This is a genomic window from Facklamia sp. HMSC062C11 (assembly GCF_001810675.1).
Classification (GTDB): Bacteria; Bacillota; Bacilli; order Lactobacillales; family Aerococcaceae; genus Facklamia; species Facklamia hominis.
In genome coordinates this window covers 69018-90703 of the sequence record NZ_KV802380.1, presented here as the reverse complement: position 1 = coordinate 90703, position 21686 = coordinate 69018, and the positions used below count along the sequence as shown (strand labels likewise).

Below are 21686 nucleotides of genomic sequence, written 5' to 3'. Positions count from 1 at the left end.
TCAATCTATTTTTTTCAACTAGCCTTGCTTAAAGTGCAACAGCTTATCATCCTCTTGCTTTAAATGCTCTGTTTCATTCTTGATCACTTCTTGCACTAATCGTTGCAAGGTCGCTTTTTCATCTTGAGTCAAAGGATCTTTATTCGGTCGAACTTCCTTTGTAATTACGCTTAAACGATCCTCTTCTCGATAGTAATCCACTTGGTTAAGAAAACGATCAATCTGCTTATCTGGATAAACACGTTCAAAATCCTGTGCTTTAAGATATTGAACTTGCTCTTCCATCATCTCGATCATTTGTGACTGCATTGTCTTTAAACGGTCTTTAAGGTCTAATCCTGTGTCAGTCAGTTCCTGACTATAATGCGCCAGATTTTCCTTAAATTGAATAACCTGTTCATTGGTACGTTCTAGAAGTTGATCGGCTTGTTCTTGAGAATGACTAATAATCTCGTTCCCCGTTTTACGCGCATCTACCAAACCATCTTTTAGAGCAGCCTCGATCGATTGATAATAGGATAAGTCTTTTTCAAGGGTTTGAATTTTCTGCTGCATTTGAAGCAATTGGTTTTCAAGTTCTTTTATTTTCTGATCCCTATGTTCAACTAATTGACTAACTTGTTGACGGTTATAGCCAAAAAGAGCCGTCGAAATTTCAGAAATTTTATCCACCTTGCCACCCCATTATTCTTAATATCCAATCTATCCTACCAAAAATAACCGAGCTTGAACAGACTTTTCCTCATTTAAGCCATAGAACTTTCTAGATAATGACGAATTAATTCGTAAGTCGCATTCACTGAAGTCGCATGTGTACGTTCAAAAGCATGGCTCGCATCAATACCAGCCCCGAATAACCCGTGCTTAACATCATGGCCAGAGAACATGGCACCAGATGCATCACTTTGATAAAGTGGATAAATATCAATCTTATAGGGGATCTCATTTTCTTGACATAAGGACACCAATTGATTACGAAGGCCGACATGATAAGGGCCAGAAGCATCTTTAGCACAGATCGAAACAGTGTACTCATCAGAAGTCTGATCATCACCTAGCGCTCCCATATCCACCGCAATATACTCTTCAACTCGGGAATCAATATTCGAATTGCCACCATATCCAATTTCTTCATTGTTGGAAATATAAAAATGTGTCGTATGAGCCAAGGATAATTCACCTTTTTGAATGGCTTCCATCGCTTCAATTAATAAAGCAACACTTACTTTGTCATCTAAATGCCGTGATTTTAAAAATCCAGAATCTGTTATTTCAGCTCGAGGATCTAAAGAAATGAAATCTCCCACTTGAACTCCTAATTCAGCAACATCTTCCGGTGAAAAAACAGGATAATCTAGACGAACTTCCATATTCGTTTGGTTACGTTCTGCAGTGCGAGCATCGCGATAAACGTGGACTGAAGTTTGATGCATCAAAATGGTGCCAGAATAGGTTTTGCCAGTTTGAGCCGCATGCACTAGGCAGTATACACCTTCAATGGCGTTATACATGTAGCCTCCAATCAAATCTAACTTCAACCGTCCGTCTGGCTTAATCGCACGGACCATAGCCCCTAAAGTATCAACGTGGGCCGTCATAAAACGATGACGTTGAGTATCTTTTCCTTCTAAAGTAACTAATAAACCACCCTTATGCGTTGATTGAGCTTGAATCCCTTTATCTGCTAGATCTTTTTGAATATGATCTAAAATATCTTGAGCATAACCGGTAGGTGAAGGAATTTGAGTGAGTGCTTTCACTCGTTCGAGACGTTCTCTTGTTTTTGCATCTAATTGATAATTTAAATCTACTACCATTTAATCACTCCTTGATTTGTAATCGCTTAATACCACTATACAAAGGATTTAAAAGAAATTCAATGACTTTTCAAATCCTTATTGTTTTTTCATTTTAAAGATAACTTAGGAATAAACTAGCAATCGTAAAATAAATAAAAACTGACGTTAAGTCACTCAAAGTAGAAATAAAAGGTCCTGATGCGACCGCAGGGTCAAAGCCAAACTTAAGCATCACCTTTGGAATTAGAGCCCCTGCAATATTGGCTACAACAATCGCACAGGCCATTGCCACCCCAATAATCACGCCTAATAATAGATTCTGTTTCCAAATACCTGCTACTAAAGCAATCGTTAACCCCATCACAATACCTGTAATCACTCCCGTTAACATCTCAAAGCCAAAAGACTCAAAGAATGGATCATCCTCACTGCGATTCGTTAACTTACGAACCGCAACTGCTAAAGATTGTGTCCCGGCATTACCTGCCGTTCCTGTTATTAGCGTCACAAAAATAGATAAAACAGGGGCTATTGAAATCAAACCTTCAAATTGACTGATTAACGAAGCGGTCCCCATTCCCAAGAACAATAGGGTGATTAACCAAGGCAAACGACTCTTAGAAGCAGACAATGGACTTTTATGGGTTTCATTAACATCAACTGCTGCCAAACCGGAATAATCACTATCCGCCTCTTCTTGCATAACATCTAGTACATCATCTACAGTAATAATACCCAATAATTTATGGTCAAATCCCACAACCGGTAAAGCTAATAGATTATAGTCGCGTACCATTTTAGCAACTTCCAACTTATCATCTGACACTTGAACCGAAATAACCCGTGTATTTTCAATCTCCTTAATCGGTGTCAAATCTTCCTTGAGAATTAAATCTCTCAATGAAATAACACCTTTTAATATACGATCTTCGTCTACCACATAAGCATAGTAGATAGTTTCTGCATCAACAGCACAGGTCTTAATATAGTCATAGGCTTCCTTGACCGTAAAGTTCTCTTGAACCATCACTAATTCGGTAGTCATAATTGAACCGGCACTATCCTCAATATAATTCATCAATTGAGATAACTCACTAGCCGCCTCCTTAGGCATCAAATGAAGAAAAATAGCGATTTTATCGCGGTCCTCAATATGATTCAAAACATCCACTGCATTATCGGCATACATCTTTGCTAAGACAGTAGCAGCATACATGCTTTCCATCTCTAAAAAATATTCCTTACTCAAATCAAAATTTTCATTCTCCATATCATCAAAGATTTCTGCGATTTCGTCTGGAGATAAATATTGATAGACCAAGGCTCTTTCTTGGGCTTCAAAATGGTTGAAAAGCTTAGCCTGATCATAAGTATGTAGGGCTAAGTATTCATTCCTAAAACGCGTCATCTTTTTATGCTGTAATAATTGCTTGAAAATGGCTAAACTGTCTTCAAAACTTCTTTCAAATACTTCCATAACGGTCCTCCTGCTTCTTCTGTCTAGCTAACCAATCTATCATATCTTGGGGTAAAGACTGGTTAAAATGCATGGGTTCTTGGGTAAAAGGGTGAATAAAATGCAGTTCTTTACAATGAAGCGCTTGTCGCATCAACCCTTGATCCATTGGCCCTCCATATAAATCATCACCAATTAAAGGCCCTCCTTCATGAGCTAAATGAACACGGATTTGATGTGTACGCCCCGTGTGCAATCTCAATCTTAAGTGACTCCCTAATTGATAACGGTTTATGGTCCAATATTCCGTCTTGGCTTTCTGCCCTTGAGGATCCACCTTACGGGTAATAATGGAATCGCCACAACGAGCAATGGGTTGATCAATTATCTGATGATCCGGCCAATTCTTACGTGAACTCAAGGCTTCATAAAATTTATAAAATGTCCCTTGTTTTACTTGACGATCCATTAAGGCATGGGCCAAACGATGCTTAGCTACCAACATCAAACCGGTTGTATCACGGTCTAAACGAGTAACAATATGAATCACTTGATCTTGATAATTTTTAGACTGATAATATCCTTTTATTCGATTGGCAATCGATGAATCAGGTGTCTTAACTGAAGGGATTGAGGTGACATTCGCTGGCTTATTAATAACCAACAAATCGCGATCTTCATAAACAATCTCGATGGGAATCGATGAGGCCACAACCGAATCATAACCCTCTTCAACCGGAGCCACTAAACGTAGATGATCGCCTTTTTGAATGAAAAATCGAATCGGCACCTTAACATAATTTAAGTAAATACTGCCTGCGAATTTAACATCACGCATAAAGGCTCGTGGTAATTTTTGTTGATTCAAAAAAGCTTTAATCGTCATCGGCTGATCCTCTTGATAGATCCAATTTAATTCCATGACTTATCTCCTTGAAGGGGTGGCTTATCCACTTGTCGGTGACCAATAAAAGAAGCTTCTACCCGGTCCCAATAGTGTAAATGCTTCGCATAGACAAAATGAACTCGCTCTTGTGCCATTTGCAGGCGTAATCGTTCAATTTGACAATGATCTCTAAACAAATGATCAATACTTAAGAATAAAGGAATATCTGCCTCTTGAGGATAAAGATCTAGCCATTCCTGTTTTGGCAAAATAATCGGCGAAGCCAGAGTTCGGAATAAACGATTATTAACCGATGCCATCTCAGTCATTTGGATCGCCTCGACACAAGGGTGCAACACCGCACCACCTAGAGACTTATTCAATCCTGTCGACCCCGTAGGTGTTGCCACGCAGAGTCCATCGCCTCGAAAAGTCTCAAAAAAGACATCCTTGATCGACACATCACACACCATCGTCTTACCAAACGAACGAAGAGCTACCTCATTTAAAGCCAGACGTCGTTCGATCGTTTGATCTTGAAAATAAAGCTTAACTTCTAATAAAGGATAAGACGTTTCTTTCATACGGTTCTGAACCAAGCTATCAATCATACGATCGAACTCATCAGGTAACCAATCCGTATAAAAGCCCAAATGTCCAGTATGCAAGCCTAAAAATTGAACACGATCCATATGATCTTCATAAGCATGAAAAGCTCCTAAAAGGGTTCCATCCCCACCTATGGATAGAACGTAATCTGGATTTAATAACCCTTCTTGACAAATAAACCCCGCTTGAACTAATTTTTCCTTCACCTTACTCGCTAACTGAATAGAGGCTGTATGGGAATTTCGATAAATAGCTATTTTCTTCATGAATTGCTACCTTCATTTCGTGATTTTGGTAACCGAGGATCCTCTTTTTGAAAACGGCTATCAAAAATCTTATTTGCTTCACGAATTTCTTCACGAATGGCACTCATCTCTTCATCCAAACGAAAGGCAGCTTCAGACGCACGTTGCAAACGGCTTAAAATAGCTTGAGGGTATTGACCATCATACTTATAATTTAGGGAATGCTCAATCGTCGCCCAGAAATTCATCGCCAAAGTCCGAATCTGAACTTCCACAATCACATTCTGAACCTGACCATGTACCCGCTCAATCGGATATTCCAATACCATATGATAAGAACGATAACCCGAAGGTTTATGTTTCTTGATATAATCGCGGATTAAAATCACCTTGAAGTCCGAACGCTCCATTAAGATATCCGCTACTTCGTAGATATCATCTACAAATTGACACATAATTCGGATCCCAGCAATATCCTGCACACCTATCAGAATCTCTTCGGGAGCAATCTGCCGCATATCCATTTTTTCTAAAATACTTTCCTTTGATTTAACACGCCCAGTCACAAACTCAATCGGTGCGTGGCGATCTAAATCGTGGAATTCTTGACGAATATTTTTAAGCTTGACTTTTAATTCAGCCACTGCTTGCGCATAAGGGGCTAAAAAAAGATCCCAATCTTCAATAAAGTCCTCTCGCACGGACAAACCCTCCCTAAACTCATAATCAGATTTATTTTATCATAAGAGAAAGATTTAATAAAAGATTTCAAAAAAGGATTGATTTTTTATCAGCTTGATTAGATAATAGCATAGGTCTACTTATTAGTTTAATTAATATAAAGCATATCATTATTATATATCTCATCTATGTGTTACTATAATGGTGACTTGGAATTCAATAACAAAGGAGGAAATCAAATGAATAAATATCTTATTGATTATCATATCAATGGTCATGCTAAATATTTTGATTTTTATTTATTTGTAAATCCTTTAGGTCGCAAATGTTTCTTTTCTGAACAAGAAATCAGTCGAACTAAAGCGCTCATTTCTTCCAAAGTAGACTTGAATATCCTATGTGTTTGTAATGAATATATTCTCAACGATTTTTTAAGCCGAATCGGTTTGACGAACTGCTCCTTAAAAGTTCGCAATGAAGTTTACCATAAACTTTATCATACCGCATTGGCCATTAAATCTGCTAGCTTACAAGGTAAACAAAAAAGTCGGCATTATTTTCTTTGCTTAGAAAACAATTTAGAAAAAGATATGTCCAAACTTACTCAGGATACACTTTATCAAATTGCAGAACTAGCTAATTTAGATGTAGACCTATTCATTGAAGACTATCAGTCAAAATTAGTCCGTAAATTATACCTTAATGATTTAAAAATTGCACAAAGTATGACTGTTCATAAAACACCTACTCTGGTGGTTTTTGATTCAACAAATGACTTAGGCGGCTATAAAATTGAAGATAACGTTACACTAAAGAGTGCTCTAGAACTCTTAGACCAAATGATGATTTGCCAGTGTGACTGTTCACCGATAAACATCAAATCGACTCATCCTCTATTCATTCTCCATTAAGACCTTTATTCAACCTTTCTAATCGATTGCTTCCCCTTCGAAAATTTTCCTAGGAATTGCGGTCGATTCTTTTTGTTTTAGGACTCGAACAACTAACAAAGCAATGGTATGATAAAGAGTAAACGTTATTTCCTCCCTCAACCTATCTCCAACAAAAAAAGACCGGGAACGATCCCAGTCTTTCAAAAATCGAATTAAGCCAATGCTTTTTTAGCTTCTTCTACTAAAGCTGAAAAAGCTGCTTCATCATTAACTGCTAAATCCGCTAACATCTTACGGTTAACTTCAATACCAGCCTTTTTCAAACCATTCATTAAAACAGAATAGCTCAAACCATTTTGGCGTGCCGCTGCATTAATCCGTGTGATCCATAAACGACGGAAGTTCCGTTTGGTTTGACGACGATCACGGTAAGCATACATGTATGACTTCATTACTTGTTGCTTAGCTGTTTTATATAATTTAGATTTTGCGCCATAGTAACCTTTTGCTAATTTAAGGGTACGTTTACGACGTTGACGAGTAACATATCCACCTTTAACACGTGCCATATTTTAGTCCTCCTATTCCTGATTCTATAATGCGTCGATCATTTGCTTGATTCGTTTCATATCTGAAGCAGAAACAAGTCCTGATTTTCTTAATTGACGACGTTGTTTTTTAGTTTTTCCATGGAAACGGTGAGAAGTAAAGGCATGATCTCTTTTCAACTTACCAGAAGCAGTCTTCTTAACACGTTTAGCTAATCCACGGTGAGTTTTTTGTTTTGGCATGGTAATCCTCCTAAATATGTTGATTTTTGATTGTATAATTATTTGCCAGAATCTGTGTTAGGGGCCACTATAGTATACATACTACGCCCTTCCATCTTCGGCTTTGATTCAACAACCGCAATATCTTTGGTATCTTCAATAAAGTCCTCTAGAACATCTCGTCCTAGATCCTTATGAGTGATCGAGCGTCCTCTGAATCGAATGCTCGCTTTCACTTTATCGCCTTTTTCTAAGAATTTGATTGATTGACGCAATTTTGTTTGATAATCGTGGTCATCGATCGAAGGGCTAAACCGTACTTCTTTAACATTAACCGTCTTGGTATTTTTGCGTTGTTCTTTTTCTTTCTTTTGTTGTTCATAGCGATATTTGCCATAATCCATAATCCGAGCCACTGGGGGCTTGGCTTGGGGCGATACTAAGACTAAGTCCAATTCAAACGATTCCGCAATCGTTAGTGCATCTTTTAAAGATTTAATCCCGATTTGGTCTCCATTATCTCCGATAACTCGCAATTCTTTTGCGCGAATTTGATCATTTATCAAGGCTTCTTTAGCGATATGAGTCCACCTCCATTATATTTGATGAGTTTAAGTAAAAACACAAAAAGCCCGTCCAAAGACGCGCTCATTTCTCCATCAAAAAACCTATGATATAGGTTTTATCATGATTAGCCCTACACTTTAGTGCCCGGCGAGAAACAGCTGTCTCTACTTGTTGTCTCAACTTTTAGTATCATATCATAATACTCGGATGAAAGCAAGAACTCTTGAGATCATTTTTTAGTGCAAGCTACTTCTATCGCTTTTACTTTTAAACTCTGCTACAATAGGAACGATAAAATAAGAATGGTGAATTGTATGCAGAAAAAACTTTTCAGCCTATTATTAGGGATAATTTTCCTAAGCTCATGTAGTCAGACGCAAAATATACCTGAACCCGAAGAAAAAAATGATCAGGAAGCCGTTGCCGCCGTAAAACAAACACGTAATATTAAGGAAGAAAAAATGGCCAGTTTTAAAGAAACGATTAATTTAGAAGACGAGAGTTTTGAATTGGATTCTTGGAATTATGACAATTTCGATTCCATGGAAAAAGTCATTAACGAGGTTATTAATCAATATGGATTTTCAAAGAAAAATCTTGGAATCGCCTATTATAATCTGGTATCTGGTGAAAGTTACTATCTTAATGAGAACAAAGCTATCCATGCTGCTTCTACCAATAAAGTAAGTACTTGTGTCTTAATTTCGAACCTTATCAAACAACATAAGCTTAATTGGACCACCCACATCCAGGCAAACCCCTCGCATTTCGAAGAAGGAGCAGGAGATATTACTAACCATCCCCTTAAATCCTCCTACACCGTCGATGATTTGGTATATAACGCCTTAGTCTATTCCGACAATACCGCTTGGAATATTTTGATTGATTATTATTCTAAACATGTCGGGGACTATTGGACCGCCATCATTCAACAATCTAAACTCAAAAATCCACCCGAAAGCTTAAAATCGCATCTTAACTATGCCACTCCACGCATGCTGCAAAATTACCTATACCAGGTGGCCACTGAAGCTCAGCATCAGCGTATCTTAAAATATCTCTTTCTCTCTGAACCTAATGAGCGTTTTAAACTCTTTGTCAAAAATGGAATGGCCACAAAATATGGTCAATACGGGCCCGGCTACCACGATATTGGCATCTACTATGATGGCAAACGTCCTGCTTATATTTTAGTGCTTATGACACGAGATATTGGGACCGTTGACTTATTCATGGGAGAGTTGAATCTAAGGGTCAACCAATACTACCGCTATCAATTAAGCCATTAATCAAATAAATAAGTCACTAAAAGAACTCGTTAGCTATTCAATAGCTAGCGAGTTCTTTTCAACTTAACTTGTTTGAATTTCTCTCAAAGTTTCATCAGAAACAACCACTGAACATAAAAGCATATAACCCATTTGCACCCAGATAATTGAAACGTCCATTAGTCCATGAAATAGGCACACTCCTATCAAGCTAATTATTAAACCAAGCTCCGGAGTCAATCTCCATTCCTTTAGTTGAAAAACTAGCCAACGAAAGAATGGACTTAAAAAAAGAATAAGCAACATCATTCCAAAAATACCATAGTTAGCTAAACTATCAACAAGAATTTGATGAGCATGCATTTTAGCTTGGTCAGATACCAAATAGTAAAACTTAACAAAAGTCATGGACCCACGACCAATTAAAGGACTGGTTTCAAACAACTTCCAACCTGCTAACCAAATTCCATATCGATCCGCAAAACCATAAGCCAAATTAGTAAATCGTGGCAAAAGACTAGGCTTCAAAACAAGCCCCACAAGTAAACCAACTGATGCTACTGCTAAGGCCCATGCTAATTTTGGTTTTAAAGCCAAAACCATCATCACAACACCTAAAAAGGCCGTTGGAATCGACCAACGCGATCCCGTTAGAATAAGTGCTATTAAATTCATAAAGATGGCAATATAAGACAAGATTCGTTCATAAGGTTTTCGCGATTTAAAAATTAGGTAAATTGCCATCACCAAGACCATCGCAATCAGCAAACCGTAATAATTAGGATTGAAGACCGTGGCTTGGGCCCGCGTCTGCAAATTTTGATATTTAAAAATATACATCAAATCATAGCCTGCTCTTAATACTTGGTTTACATAATGACCAAAAGCATAAAATGCTAATAAAATCGAACCCCAAGTAAATATCTTTAAATTCCATCGATAAAGTCGAGCTGTGACTAGCTGTTTATAAATCAAAAAGAAGAGACCAAATATACCAAAGGCAAGAGGAAGTAGTATTCCTAGATAATTCCGATAATACAAAGCCACCGCAATCGCATAAATCACAAATATCAGCAAATAACGCAACTGACTAATCTCTGATATAAGATCTTTCCAGTGACGAATCGTTAAATAAATCGTCGCGATAACTATCACTGGCCCACAAATATAATAAGGCAAAAGAATTGCAAAGGAAGTTAATAAAAATACCTTTTCATCGTTAGATAGACTGGATACGTTCGAAAATAAAGATTTAAGCAAAAAAATCACTCCCTCATCTCAGCATAGAACATTCCACGTTCATATTAGTAAAATCTTACCTCAAAGCCCTCTTAATTACTAGTAATTTTCAAAGAGTCTATGACTTTTATTGGCTATCGAACTTAGTTGAGGTATAATGATCACGATTGACTTTATTATACAAGGAGGAAACCTATGCTTAAACTTCCTAAACTTACCCGAAAATTAGTCATCCATCTCAGCCTCTGCTGTCTAGCTGGTTCACTAATTACACTTCCTAACCAGATTAATGCTCAAGTTAACCAATTGAGTAAAACCCCTCATTTTTCCTGGTCTAAAGAACAATTTCAAAACATTGATCCAATAGTCATGCCAGACAGTTACCCCAATGATTTATTAGAAAAATTTGATCAAGAACTTGAGGCTCGTTCTTATGCTGTCATTGATGAGGAGACCCATCATATTCTTGCTCAAAAAGAAGGCAATATCCCCTATCCTATTGCTTCCATGTCAAAAGTTATTTCTACGTATTTAGTCTTCAAGGCAATCAAAGAAGGTCGCTTGAATATGGATGAGGAAATTCAAGCCCCTGAAGAGATTACTTCTGTCCTATCTGATGATCCTGAATTATCAAGTACAGGGCTTGTTGGTGGTGTTTCTTATTCTGTTAAAGACCTACTCCATGGTGTCATTATGAAGTCAGGAAACGATGCAACCTCAGTCTTAATGTGGCATATTTACGGTTCCGAGCAAGAGGGTACCCAAGCCATTATTGATCAGCTTAAAGAATGGGGAATGCGCGACTTTGCCTTCTATACAGTATCTGGTCTTCCCAATAGTCTAGTCCCTGAGTCTTGGCGACTACCCGGTTCCGATAAAACCAATGAAAATGTCATGTCTGCCCAAGATGTTGCCCTCATGGCTCAATATACTGTGGAAGAATTCCCTGAGATATTAGAGATTTCTCAAAAGCAACAATATGTTTTCAAAGAGGGGACGGATTACGAACAGATATTCTACACGACCAACAAACTATTACCTGGTCAAGAATATGGACGCGAAGGTATCACAGGTCTTAAATCTGGATCAACCGATGCTGCCGGCTTGAACTTTGTAGCTACTGGGCAAGAAAATGGTCGAAAAATAATTGCAGTCTCTATGGGCAATATGATGCGCGAAGATGGTAGCTTTTCTAGCCCTTACCAAGAGATCTATACTCTATTAGATGCTTTAGCCCAATACCCAGATCTTTATAAAAACGATCAGCTGCCTTCCAATAAACATCTAAGTCTTGCTGAACAGGAAGCACTCGAAGCATCGATCCAAGGCTCACTAGACCAAGCTAATCCAAACAAAGCCAATAAAGAAAAATCGACGAATAATTATACAAATCATCGCGACAATGCCATCACCAATTTCTTTAAAAAGATATTTCCCTTCTAAATCGGGAGCTCCTCAATCAAATTGAACTCTACAATTTAACAAGACTTATAATTATCATGCAATTGATGAGAAATATAAGTGAACATACTAGAAATAATCTTAAGTTATTAGACGGTTGACAAATTAATAAGCAGTCAACTAAACAAGTAAGGGATATAAAAATATTTTAATATATTTTAACGTATATTAAGAAAGATCGTTCAAAAAGCATATTACAAAAAGCGAGAAATGGGCTAGCCCGTTTCTCGCTTTTGATATATTTATTCTTTAATACGACTCTTATTGGCAATATCAGCTTTAATATGCTCAATAAAGCTTTCTAAAGACATTGCCTGTGTCTCTTCATGTCCATATCGGCGAACATTCACCTTACCAGATTCTACTTCCTTATCTCCAATTACTAATTGATAAGGTACCTTTTGAGTTTGAGCTTGGCGAATCTTGTAACCCAATTTTTCATTGCGAAGATCCATTTCAACCCGAATACCTTGTGCTTGTAATTGGTGATACATCGCCTCAACATGATCTCCATGCGCTTCGAGATTCACTGGAATTAATACCACTTGCTCAGGTGCTAACCAAGTTGGGAAGGCTCCTTTATATTCCTCAATCAGATAGGCAACAAAACGCTCCATTGTCGATACCACTCCACGATGAATAACCACAGGACGATGGGTATTTTGTCCATCTTCACCGACATAGGTTAAATCAAATCGCTCCGGTAATAAGAAGTCCAATTGAACAGTAGACATTGTTTCTTCAAGTCCCATAGCTGTCTTAAACTGAACGTCTAACTTAGGTCCGTAGAATGCTGCTTCTCCCTCCGCTTCAAAATACTCTAATCCCAACTCATCCATCGCTTCTTTTAACATCGCTTGAGCTTTTTCCCACATCTCATCATCATCAAAGTATTTCTTTGTATCCTTAGGATCACGGTAAGATAAACGATAACGATAATCGGTAATCCCAAAATCACGATAAACTTCTTGAATTAAATTTAAGACCCGTGTGAATTCTTCTTTAATCTGATCAGGTCGTACAAAAATATGAGAATCATTGAGTGTCATTTCACGAACTCGTTGAAGGCCTGATAAAGCACCTGATTTTTCATAACGATGCATCATACCAAGCTCTGCAATACGAATTGGTAATTCACGGTATGAATGAATATCATCTTTATAAATCAACATATGATGCGGACAGTTCATAGGCCTTAAAACAAGCATTTCCCCATCTCCCATGTCCATAGGTGGGAACATGTCCTCTTGATAATGGTCCCAGTGACCGGATGTCTTATACAAGTCCACTTTAGCCATTACTGGGGTATAAACATGCTGATAACCTAGTTCAATTTCCTTATCTTGAATATAACGTTCAACCACTCGACGAATGGTTGCTCCTTTAGGAAGCCAGAATGGCAGGCCTGAGCCTGCTTCTTGACTCAGCATAAAAAGCCCCAATTCTTTACCCAGTTTACGGTGATCTCTTTCCTTCGCTTCTTCCCGTTGTTTTAAGAAAGCATCTAGATCTGCTTGCTTAAAGAAAGCTGTTCCATAAACCCGTTGCATCATCTTATTATCAGAATTTCCACGCCAATAGGCCCCCGCTAAGGACAAAAGCTTAAAGACTTTAATCTTACCCGTTGAAGGAACATGACCCCCTCGACAAAGATCCGTAAATTCTCCTTGTGAATATACTGTAATCACTTCGTCTTCTGGTAAATCATGGATTAATTCTAATTTGTAGGGATCGTTTTGGAAAATTTCTAAGGCTTCTTCACGACTCACTTCTCTGCCTTCGATTGGGTAATTTTCTGCCACAATCTTCTTCATCTCTGCTTCAATTTTTGGCAGATCCTCATCAGTTAACGGAATTTCTTTATCCGTATCATAGTAAAAGCCATTTTCAATGGCAGGACCTACCCCAAAATGAATACCAGGATATAAACGCGTCAAAGCTTGCGCCATCAAATGTGCCGCTGAATGTCTTAACACTGCGAGGGCTTCCTGACTTTTATCAGTTAAAAGCTCCACCTGTCCGTCCTCTACAATTGGATGATTGTGATCAATAATTTGACCATTCAGTTTAGCAGCCAAGGTAGCTTTAGCTAAGGACTTAGAAATGGACTCTGCGATTAAATCCGGGGTAACACCGGATTCATATTCCCTAACCGAGCCATCCGGTAAAGTAATCTTAATAAGTGACATATTTTTTCCTCCTCTATCATAAAAAAACCCATTGGTTACTATATAACCAATGGGACGTCTAATTACGTGGTTCCACCCAATTTCATTACCAAATTGGTAATCTCAAAAGAGTTTAACGGCTCTACCGTCTCGACTTACCTATCTAATTTTCAGTCGAAAAAAATGAAAAGAGGTAATAAGATCTATCAATGGGACTTTTCATCAACCAGTCGCTTTCTAAAATTGAGAGAGACCTCATTTTGGCTTTTCATAGAGTCAAATGACTTCTAGCTTCATTAAAGCACGATTAAGTCGAGATTGCAAGGATTAATTTAATTTTCCTTATTCATCCGCAAAAAAAATCCTTAACTTTGACAAACCACTAATAACGATTTATAGACAATCCATTATTTGCCCAACTGGCTAGTCTTCACACATGCGACAAAATTAACAAAAATTCCCAACACCATCGGAAAAGCTAAAGCCACTTGTTTTTCTTTGAAATAATACAAAGCTAAAATAACGATTTGAATGAATAAAGCAATGACTAACAAAGTTGTAATATACCTTCTGTCTATCAGTATTTTTTCTTCGTCAATTTTGTGTCGATTATTCATAAGCTCCTCCTAATCGCGACCCTGTAAGCGTCGATTTTCTCCATCAAGGTAAAATTCTTTTGCTAAATACCGCACTCGTTGCATTAATCGCTTCGCCTTAACCGGTTCATCAGCCTCTCGAGTAGAAGCCAAATGTTGTTCCATTTCATTCATTGAAAAGTTTGACGTGAAGAAAGTCGGTAAAGATTCCTTCATCCGAGACTCTAGAATGACGGATAAAATATCATCCCTTAGCCAAGCAGAATTTGATTCTGCACCCACATCATCTAAAATAAGCACCGATACCCTTTGCAGCTTCTTAAGTTCATTATATACACCGTTATTCGACTTAATTAAAGCCTTCATTTCATTGGTCAAAGTTGGATAGTGCACCATTGTTACGTCAATATTTAAATAGACCAATGCATTGGCTAAGGCTCCTAATAAATAGGTCTTTCCCACACCAAAAGGACCCGTTAAATACATCCCCCTAGCTAAATGCATATCGTCCTGTACTTGACCCAAAAAATCAGTCACCGCTTCTAAAACTAGTCGTCTTTGTGGATTATTTATATCATATTTATCAAGTGACGCCTCCTGCACATCGCGTGACATCATTCGATTATCAATCAAGGATTTTTTGTAGAGCTGGCTTTGCCGTTCTTGATAGGCCCGTGTCGGCTCATAAGTAATATCAATATACCCTGCGTTCAAAAATAATTTAGGCTGAAACCCAGGGTTTTGACCCGGCTTTCCTGCAGCAAGTGCCTCACATTCTAACTTATATTCATTTAATTTCGACAAACTATTAACAATCATTTGAGTTGTTATCTCTTCTGGGTGTTCATTCAAAAACCGTTGAATGGGTTCAAAAGAAAGCAAAGATTGAAAAATCGCTTGACTCGATCCAGCTTGAGGCAAACGCTTCAACACCTGATCCATTACCTGTCCAATATTTTGCATCTATCTCCCCTCCTTTTTTAAAATCGCCTGTAGGCGCTGCCGAATCTCATCTTCTGATAGTTCAACCCCCGAATTCGTTTGCTTATCGGTCGATGGTGACTCTTCACTTCCATGCTTGTTAGGATCTGATGTAGCTAACCATGAAGGGAGTTTTTCCTGACGCTTAGACCGCCTTGAGTACTTATTAAATTTAGCAGTTCTAAAGTCATTTTTTGCTTGGTCTTTCTTCTTTTCCTGCGCTTTATGCAAGTAATCTAAAGTCTGGGCAGGATCCTTAAGACCAGCTTGTTGCCATTCATTAGCGATGCGATCAGACCACCCCTTCTCAAAGGTTGCCTTTTTCTCTAATGCAATCAGATAATAAATCAACATATTAATCACGCCATTAGACAGCGAAGAATTTTTTTGCAATTCTTTAACAAAATGATATTCAGAAGACGTCGCAAAGCCTCCTGCTGCTACTTTTACCCTTTGTAAAAATTCTTTTGGACTTAAACTTTGACAAAGAGTAACGATCTCCAATTCTTTATCTGAGAAATGAGGATAATTCGTTTTTAGCTGGGGATCAATAACCAAAGGTTGATCTTGAATAGTCAATTCTGGTTTTTTCCGCTCTTGCTTAAAGAAAACCTGCTTTTGTGCATATGTTTTTAAATCCACCAAGTTAATATGTCCTGAAATAGGATTTTGAGCTAAATAAGTTACCTGAGCCATCGCTGCTTCATCTAGTTGATAGAACTGACTCAAACTAGCTATTTGTAATAAAACAGCCTGAGTTAAATGATCCATGTTCATCGACTTGGTAGACAAAATCTGTAAATACAAATCAAAGTTAAAGGATAGATCTTGTAAACTCAAAGGATCTATCTGCAAACCTGATCGATCTTTAAAATCTAAGCCTTGAACAGCTTCTTGTATCTCTCCTAACCGATTACTTTGATTCCCCACGTGATAAACCGAGGAAAAATCAAGGGTCATGGGACGCCAACTGTCTTCTAAATCACTTTGATTAATCCACTGTTTGATCAGATTGAAGTAAGCCTGATCCCCAATCTGGTTAAACAAAGCCAGAGAAAGTTGAGGATCCTTAAAAAAACGTTCAGAAGACAAAGGCCATTTCAATTCATAAATAATGGTTTGCCGATCATGGTTCGAATGAGAAGATTGATCTCGATATGTCTCTAGCAAGCCTGCTCCTTCAAGGTTTACTCGTGCTTGATTGAAATCCTTAATCCCCACATTCATTTGACTGATTAACACTGCATGCAATTGACGCGTCGACCAATTAAGCGCCTCTAAGGGTTGATTCGCTAAGGTCAAATACAGACTCAAAGCTAGTCCTCCCATAAAAGGTTGATATAGCTGTGTTAACACTTGCAATTGGCTTGGCCCTAACTGATTTTGAGTCTTTACCCGATAAGCTTGATATGGATTAATCATTCATCTTCATCCTTCACAAGTTCTACAGGCGTTGTCGGGCTCTCCGTCTTTTTAGTATCTAAGGCTTCGAGTTCCTTAATGAACATCTCCTTCGATTGAAACTTACGATAGACAGAAGCAAATCGAATATAGGCCACTTCATCTAACTCTAACAATAAAGGCATCACATATTCACCGATTTGCTTACTTTCAATTTCTGATTGATTCTGTTCAATAATTTGTGTCTCAACTTGATTTACTAAGTCTTCCATCTGTTGACCCGTAATTGGTCGTTTTTCGGCCGACCGAACGATCCCTCTTAATAATTTATCGCGATTAAATTCCTCGCGCATCCCATCACGTTTAATCACTAATATTGGTCGTCGTTCAATACGTTCATAGGTATTAAAACGATAGCCACAAGCTAAACATTCACGACGGCGACGAATAGCATTCGCGGAGTCATCTGGTCTTGAATCAATCACTTTCAGCTGCGATTGATGACATTTTGGGCATTCCATCAAAGCCCCCCCTCTCTACTAACCCTTATAGAATCTATTATAACTTATTTATAAGCCCTTGTAAGGCTTGATTGACTTGATTTTTCATTTCTAAATAGCCATTTTGATTATTAATAACTCGGTCAGCTAACTGGCGCTTTTTTTCTAAGGGCCATTGACTATCGATTCGACTTTTGGCCTCCTGATAGGAATAGCCATTTCTCTTCATCAATCGTTCTAATTGACTCGCTTCATCCAACCAAACTAACCACACTTCATCATATAATTCTAATCGTCCGGATTCGTACAACAAAGGGACTTCCAAAAAACACAACTCTGCTTGAACTTCTGCCAACATTGCTTGCAGTCGTTCAAAAATATGCGGGTGCGTTAATTGGTTCAAAGTTTCCAAGGAGTTAGGATCACTAAATACGATTGAGGCTAATTGCCTCCGGTCAAGTTGACCACGATCGTCCACAATTCTATCACCAAAAGTATGACTTAAGGTCTCTAATAAAGGAGCTTGATTCATCAAGTCATGCGCAACCTGATCGCTATCAATAACGTGATAGCCAAGTTGTCTAAGGTAGGCCGCTACTGTGGATTTTCCTGATGCGATTCCACCTGTTATTCCAATAACGTAGGGCATTAATTTACTTCCCCCAATCTTTGACAATGCGGACAAAAATGAGTTCCTCTCTGAGCTAACTTTATTTTCTGAATCTCATGTCCACAACGAAGGCAAGCTTGTCCTTGTCGCTGGTAAACCTTCAACTGATCCTGATAATGTCCAGCCTCGCCTAAGGCATTTCGATAACTTCGAACTGAGGATCCACCAGCTTTTACTGCAGACTGAATCGTCTCAATAATCGCTTGATGCAACTGTATTATTTGATTGTTTCTTAAATCTTTTGCTCGCCTTGCCGGATGAATTCCAGCTTGATATAGACATTCATCAACATAGATGTTCCCTAAGCCAGCCACCAGACGCTGACTCAGTAAAGCCGGCTTAATCATTTGCTGTGACTTAGCTAAAGATTCTGTAAAATCCGGCAATAAAAAGCAATCCGCCGTGGGCTCTGGCCCTAACTTTTTATTCGCAAAAAATTCGGCCTCTTGACCCAATTCAAGTCGTTCAAAACGTCCAAATTTACGGACATCTTGATAAACCAACAATGATTGATCGGTAAAATAACATTTAAGATGAACATGAGCAGGCAAATCAGCCGAGTTGGCTTGCGGAAAAAAATGGAATTTTCCTTCCATTCTTAGATGAGACACCAAAATACCATCGTCCAAATAAAAGAGTAAGTACTTGCCACGGCGAGACACTTTTTGAATTGTTGAGCCTGCAAGACTAGCTTCAAACCCAGAGACTTCCTCTGGCGTTCTCGCATCAACAATTCGTGGCCATAATACTTGAATTTGTTCAATCGTTCGACCCGTCACTAAACGATCTAACCCTTGCCTAACAGCTTCAACTTCGGGTAATTCAGGCATGGTCTTCCTCCTTTTTAATCTGACGTGGTCTAATCTTTTCGCGATAAATTGAACAAATAATTAATGTAATAACTGAAATTATTGAAATACCCACCCCAAGGATAAGGCCCTTTGGAATAAAAGTTAATTCTACTTGGTGATTACCCCGATTGATTGGGAAAGCCAATAAGGCATCCCACGCTTTAATAGGTTGAACGCTTTGCCCATCTAGCTTAACTCGCCATCCCTCATCATAAGGAATCGATGTTAATAAATAATCGGAGTGATCAATATGGACTTGACCTGTGACATAATTAGAACCCCATTCGCTCACCTCTAGTCCCTCAGCTTGATGGGATTGAATCAAATCCTTAACTCGTTTAGCATCCATACGATATAGTTTCAATTGAGTTAGATCAAATTGGCGGTCTGCTTTTAAAGTAATTTTAAAAGATTGTTCAACCCCTTTTGCCCCTGAGGCCACATTGAAAACTTGATCGTTGGTAAATTTTGAACGATAAGCAAAGGATTGATCATTCAAGCTAAGAGTCACCTCATTAAGATAGGTCGATAAACTTCGCGGTATCTTAATAAAATAAGGATCATCTGTTTCAGGAGTGAAATGAAGGCTGATTTCACCGGTTTCACTTCCTTCTTTACGAGTATAGATTTGATGACCTTCAGCTGTCGTTCCAAAATTAACGTCCTGCGTTTGCCAATCAACCGGCACTTCTTCAAAGAAAGGATCAACACTTTGAGTCATCGTTTGAGCAATCAGGTTTTGATTCATAATCGGCTGATTATCTAATAAATTTAGACGAACCGTTGCTTCGTTTACCCCATAAGCAATGGGTAAACTATCCGGCACTTGATAAAGGGTAAAGCGATCCGTTTTCCCAATTTCATGATCTTGACTGACTAAATCAAAGCGAGTTACATCAGTCGGAAAAACGTATGTTTGGTCAATGATCGCCTGATCATCCGAATAAAAAGGCTCATTTTGAATCAAATACTTTACGGAAAGCAAAGCATCCGTTAAAGGCGTACCATAGTAATAGATTGCGGCATCGACACCTGAATTTCCTAAACGTTCAAACAGATCGCGAGTCGCCCCCTCTAGAGATGATGAAAAGTTAGTTAAGCCTGGATAATTAAAGGTCATAGGATCATTCTTAGACCGATAAAAAGTCTTGCTAATCCGATAAAAATCATGTTGATCTGGACGGACTTGGTCGACTGCCTGGCCAATTGTGGCCAAAGCATTTTGGAACTTGTAGGCATTATTATGATTAATATCTTCCTGTGAAAAATAGGCGTTAGCCCCTAACTCTGAAAAAGTCAATATAAGAACTAGTCCCCATTTTAAAAACTCATTTGAAAAGTAATAAAGACCGACCATCATAATTCCAGCAATCAAAGCAGACAGTTGAATCTGGATCGGCGATAAGAATGAATAATCACCGGCCATGACAATAACCATCACCATAAACCAAGCTCCTAGCCCCGTCATCACTTGCCAATCCTTAACACGACTCCGTTTTAGTCCTTGAAAAGCTAGAATCAGGAGATAGAATATAAGGATCCAAGAGAAACGATAAAAGAAGCCCGCAGGGTTTTGACCCATGTGCCATATTTTACTGGTCCACTCATGACAAATTGATAAGAAAAAGATTAACAGAACGATTGCTGAGCCTGCTTTTTGCTTCCATGATCTTTCTTTTTGTGTAAAATAACAAAACACACCTATTAATCCTAAGGATCCCATATATAGATTAGGTAGGTTAGGACCCGCTGACCAAGAATCATTGTCAAAAGCCCCTATCATGTATTTGGCTAAAATATCTAAAGGATTAATCTGAAAATGCCAATCAAAAACCATTGAAGAGGAAAGTGCTCCTTTAGAAAAAACTAAGTTATAGATATTAGGAATAAGAATGAATCCTGTAAGTCCAATAGCTAATAAAGAAAAAGCTGCTAATTGAAGAATTTTGATCAAAGATTCCCGATAAAAATTAATTTGAGGTTTTTGGACATGATTAACCCATAAGTAATAAAAAGTATAGATCGCGATAAAAATGCTAATCATATAAGCCATATAGTATTGGATCAAAAAAGTTAGCGCCAATAAAATGATATATTGTTTGGGATTTTCCCCATCTAAAAAACGTTCTAAACCAACCATCACTAATGGCAGAAGCCATAAAGCATCCATAAAAATAGGGGTCATCTGATAAGAAACGGCAAAACCATTTAAAGCATAGGCTGTAGCAATCGCTATCGTTAAAAAGGGTTTTGTCACTCCCTGATGCCGTTTCATTAAATAATAAGTCATCGATAGAGCCATCGCTCCATAGCGCAACCACACGGAAAAGAAGACCGCATCAATCATTCGTTCAATTGGAAATAGTACGTAAAATAGATTAAAAGGACTTAATAAATAATAGGCCCAAGTCCCTACCATATTTCCTCCTAGAGACTTAGTAAAAGAATAAAATAAGGTTCCCCAATCTCCCGTATGGATAACACGTCTAAGCAAAATATACAGATCAATAAATTGCTGATTAAAGTCAATCGCTAAAAAAGACTTGACGCCAAAAGGGTAGAACCCATTAAAATACCAAGCCAACATCATCACAGCCAGAGTCACAAGAAAAGTACTCATATAAATTGAAATCTTTTTTTTCATG

General features: G+C 38.1%; 21 protein-coding genes. 3 read left to right on the top strand and 18 right to left on the bottom strand.

The features are described from left to right. Positions 1–18: 18 nt before the first annotated feature. The 6 genes from HMPREF2758_RS01500 to HMPREF2758_RS01475 form a co-directional block, all read right to left on the bottom strand. Positions 19–672 (bottom strand): DivIVA domain-containing protein, encoded by a 654-nt coding sequence (locus tag HMPREF2758_RS01500; RefSeq protein WP_016648077.1) that lies wholly within the window; start codon positions 670–672, stop codon positions 19–21. A 74-nt stretch (positions 673–746) separates the two neighbouring features. After that, on the bottom strand, positions 747–1817 hold the full coding sequence (locus tag HMPREF2758_RS01495; protein ID WP_016648078.1) for a M42 family metallopeptidase: 1071 nt from the start codon (positions 1815–1817) through the stop codon (positions 747–749). A gap of 94 nt (positions 1818–1911) precedes the next feature. Then, on the bottom strand, positions 1912–3276 hold the full coding sequence (mgtE, locus tag HMPREF2758_RS01490; RefSeq protein WP_006908106.1) for a magnesium transporter: 1365 nt from the start codon (positions 3274–3276) through the stop codon (positions 1912–1914). Further along, positions 3263–4177: an RluA family pseudouridine synthase gene (locus HMPREF2758_RS01485; RefSeq protein WP_006908107.1), complete on the bottom strand. Its 915-nt coding sequence runs from the start codon at positions 4175–4177 to the stop codon at positions 3263–3265. The genes mgtE and HMPREF2758_RS01485 overlap by 14 nt, the downstream gene beginning before the upstream one ends. Continuing rightward, positions 4168–5016 (bottom strand): NAD kinase, encoded by an 849-nt coding sequence (locus HMPREF2758_RS01480; RefSeq protein WP_006908108.1) that lies wholly within the window; start codon positions 5014–5016, stop codon positions 4168–4170. Before HMPREF2758_RS01480 ends, HMPREF2758_RS01485 begins: the two co-directional genes overlap by 10 nt. Then, positions 5013–5696 carry a GTP pyrophosphokinase gene (locus tag HMPREF2758_RS01475; RefSeq protein WP_006908109.1) on the bottom strand — a complete coding sequence of 228 codons (684 nt, stop codon included), beginning with the start codon at positions 5694–5696 and terminating at the stop codon, positions 5013–5015. The genes HMPREF2758_RS01480 and HMPREF2758_RS01475 overlap by 4 nt, the downstream gene beginning before the upstream one ends. Positions 5697–5915: 219 nt before the next feature. On the opposite strand from HMPREF2758_RS01475, the gene HMPREF2758_RS01470 reads away from it, so the two are divergent. After that, positions 5916–6587, top strand: coding sequence for a DsbA family protein (locus tag HMPREF2758_RS01470; protein ID WP_006908110.1), 672 nt, complete (start codon positions 5916–5918; stop codon positions 6585–6587). A 194-nt stretch (positions 6588–6781) separates the two neighbouring features. Here the strand turns inward: HMPREF2758_RS01470 and rplT are convergent, their stop codons facing one another. The 3 genes from rplT to infC are packed head-to-tail and all read right to left on the bottom strand — an operon-like array spanning position 6782 to position 7920. Further along, positions 6782–7138: a 50S ribosomal protein L20 gene (gene rplT, locus HMPREF2758_RS01465; protein ID WP_006908111.1), complete on the bottom strand. Its 357-nt coding sequence runs from the start codon at positions 7136–7138 to the stop codon at positions 6782–6784. Positions 7139–7162: 24 nt separating this feature from the next. Next, positions 7163–7360 (bottom strand): 50S ribosomal protein L35, encoded by a 198-nt coding sequence (gene rpmI / locus HMPREF2758_RS01460; RefSeq protein ID WP_006908112.1) that lies wholly within the window; start codon positions 7358–7360, stop codon positions 7163–7165. 38 nt (positions 7361–7398) lie between these two features. Continuing rightward, a complete protein-coding gene (infC, locus tag HMPREF2758_RS01455) occupies positions 7399–7920 on the bottom strand; it encodes a translation initiation factor IF-3 (protein ID WP_081580744.1) in 522 nt (173 codons plus the stop codon). Positions 7921–8220: 300 nt separating this feature from the next. Between infC and HMPREF2758_RS01450 the strand changes: the two genes are divergently transcribed. Continuing rightward, on the top strand, positions 8221–9195 hold the full coding sequence (locus HMPREF2758_RS01450) for a serine hydrolase (protein ID WP_070608709.1): 975 nt from the start codon (positions 8221–8223) through the stop codon (positions 9193–9195). 63 nt (positions 9196–9258) lie between these two features. On the opposite strand, the gene HMPREF2758_RS01445 is transcribed toward HMPREF2758_RS01450, so the two are convergent. Further along, positions 9259–10443: an O-antigen ligase family protein gene (locus HMPREF2758_RS01445; RefSeq protein WP_246823139.1), complete on the bottom strand. Its 1185-nt coding sequence runs from the start codon at positions 10441–10443 to the stop codon at positions 9259–9261. 165 nt (positions 10444–10608) lie between these two features. On the opposite strand from HMPREF2758_RS01445, the gene HMPREF2758_RS01440 reads away from it, so the two are divergent. Next, positions 10609–11856, top strand: a complete 1248-nt coding sequence (locus tag HMPREF2758_RS01440) for a D-alanyl-D-alanine carboxypeptidase family protein (RefSeq protein ID WP_070608704.1) — start codon at positions 10609–10611, stop codon at positions 11854–11856. A 260-nt stretch (positions 11857–12116) separates the two neighbouring features. Here the strand turns inward: HMPREF2758_RS01440 and thrS are convergent, their stop codons facing one another. From thrS to HMPREF2758_RS01400, 8 genes are all read right to left on the bottom strand, one after another. After that, positions 12117–14063 (bottom strand): threonine--tRNA ligase, encoded by a 1947-nt coding sequence (thrS, locus tag HMPREF2758_RS01435; RefSeq protein ID WP_070608702.1) that lies wholly within the window; start codon positions 14061–14063, stop codon positions 12117–12119. Between the two features lie 386 nt (positions 14064–14449). Then, positions 14450–14659 carry a hypothetical protein gene (locus HMPREF2758_RS01430; RefSeq protein ID WP_070608700.1) on the bottom strand — a complete coding sequence of 70 codons (210 nt, stop codon included), beginning with the start codon at positions 14657–14659 and terminating at the stop codon, positions 14450–14452. Between the two features lie 9 nt (positions 14660–14668). Next, the gene (gene dnaI / locus HMPREF2758_RS01425; RefSeq protein WP_070608698.1) at positions 14669–15601 is read right to left on the bottom strand and encodes a primosomal protein DnaI; all 933 of its coding nucleotides are present in this window, start codon (positions 15599–15601) and stop codon (positions 14669–14671) included. Then, on the bottom strand, positions 15602–17041 hold the full coding sequence (locus HMPREF2758_RS01420; protein ID WP_070608696.1) for a DnaD domain protein: 1440 nt from the start codon (positions 17039–17041) through the stop codon (positions 15602–15604). It abuts the gene before it with no gap. Continuing rightward, positions 17038–17541, bottom strand: coding sequence for a transcriptional regulator NrdR (gene nrdR / locus HMPREF2758_RS01415; RefSeq protein ID WP_070608694.1), 504 nt, complete (start codon positions 17539–17541; stop codon positions 17038–17040). The genes HMPREF2758_RS01420 and nrdR overlap by 4 nt, the downstream gene beginning before the upstream one ends. Positions 17542–17578: 37 nt before the next feature. After that, entirely contained in the window at positions 17579–18169 is a 591-nt protein-coding gene (gene coaE / locus HMPREF2758_RS01410; protein WP_231285834.1) for a dephospho-CoA kinase, read from the bottom strand. Further along, on the bottom strand, positions 18169–19020 hold the full coding sequence (gene mutM / locus HMPREF2758_RS01405) for a DNA-formamidopyrimidine glycosylase (RefSeq protein ID WP_070608692.1): 852 nt from the start codon (positions 19018–19020) through the stop codon (positions 18169–18171). Before mutM ends, coaE begins: the two co-directional genes overlap by 1 nt. Then, entirely contained in the window at positions 19013–21685 is a 2673-nt protein-coding gene (locus HMPREF2758_RS01400; protein ID WP_070608691.1) for a YfhO family protein, read from the bottom strand. The genes mutM and HMPREF2758_RS01400 overlap by 8 nt, the downstream gene beginning before the upstream one ends. Position 21686 lies beyond the last annotated feature (1 nt).

Excerpts from the sequence above, each read along its gene's own strand:
- HMPREF2758_RS01495 (WP_016648078.1), bottom strand. The coding sequence starts at position 1,817 with ATGGTAGTAGATTTAAATTATCAATTAGATGCAAAAACAAGAGAACGT.
- mgtE (WP_006908106.1), bottom strand. The coding sequence starts at position 3,276 with ATGGAAGTATTTGAAAGAAGTTTTGAAGACAGTTTAGCCATTTTCAAG.
- HMPREF2758_RS01485 (WP_006908107.1), bottom strand. The coding sequence starts at position 4,177 with ATGGAATTAAATTGGATCTATCAAGAGGATCAGCCGATGACGATTAAA.
- HMPREF2758_RS01480 (WP_006908108.1), bottom strand. The coding sequence starts at position 5,016 with ATGAAGAAAATAGCTATTTATCGAAATTCCCATACAGCCTCTATTCAG.
- HMPREF2758_RS01470 (WP_006908110.1), top strand. The coding sequence starts at position 5,916 with ATGAATAAATATCTTATTGATTATCATATCAATGGTCATGCTAAATAT.
- rplT (WP_006908111.1), bottom strand. The coding sequence starts at position 7,138 with ATGGCACGTGTTAAAGGTGGATATGTTACTCGTCAACGTCGTAAACGT.
- rpmI (WP_006908112.1), bottom strand. The coding sequence starts at position 7,360 with ATGCCAAAACAAAAAACTCACCGTGGATTAGCTAAACGTGTTAAGAAG.
- HMPREF2758_RS01450 (WP_070608709.1), top strand. The coding sequence starts at position 8,221 with ATGCAGAAAAAACTTTTCAGCCTATTATTAGGGATAATTTTCCTAAGC.
- HMPREF2758_RS01440 (WP_070608704.1), top strand. The coding sequence starts at position 10,609 with ATGCTTAAACTTCCTAAACTTACCCGAAAATTAGTCATCCATCTCAGC.
- thrS (WP_070608702.1), bottom strand. The coding sequence starts at position 14,063 with ATGTCACTTATTAAGATTACTTTACCGGATGGCTCGGTTAGGGAATAT.
- HMPREF2758_RS01430 (WP_070608700.1), bottom strand. The coding sequence starts at position 14,659 with ATGAATAATCGACACAAAATTGACGAAGAAAAAATACTGATAGACAGA.
- dnaI (WP_070608698.1), bottom strand. The coding sequence starts at position 15,601 with ATGCAAAATATTGGACAGGTAATGGATCAGGTGTTGAAGCGTTTGCCT.
- HMPREF2758_RS01420 (WP_070608696.1), bottom strand. The coding sequence starts at position 17,041 with ATGATTAATCCATATCAAGCTTATCGGGTAAAGACTCAAAATCAGTTA.
- nrdR (WP_070608694.1), bottom strand. The coding sequence starts at position 17,541 with ATGGAATGCCCAAAATGTCATCAATCGCAGCTGAAAGTGATTGATTCA.
- coaE (WP_231285834.1), bottom strand. The coding sequence starts at position 18,169 with ATGCCCTACGTTATTGGAATAACAGGTGGAATCGCATCAGGAAAATCC.
- mutM (WP_070608692.1), bottom strand. The coding sequence starts at position 19,020 with ATGCCTGAATTACCCGAAGTTGAAGCTGTTAGGCAAGGGTTAGATCGT.
- HMPREF2758_RS01400 (WP_070608691.1), bottom strand. The coding sequence starts at position 21,685 with ATGAAAAAAAAGATTTCAATTTATATGAGTACTTTTCTTGTGACTCTG.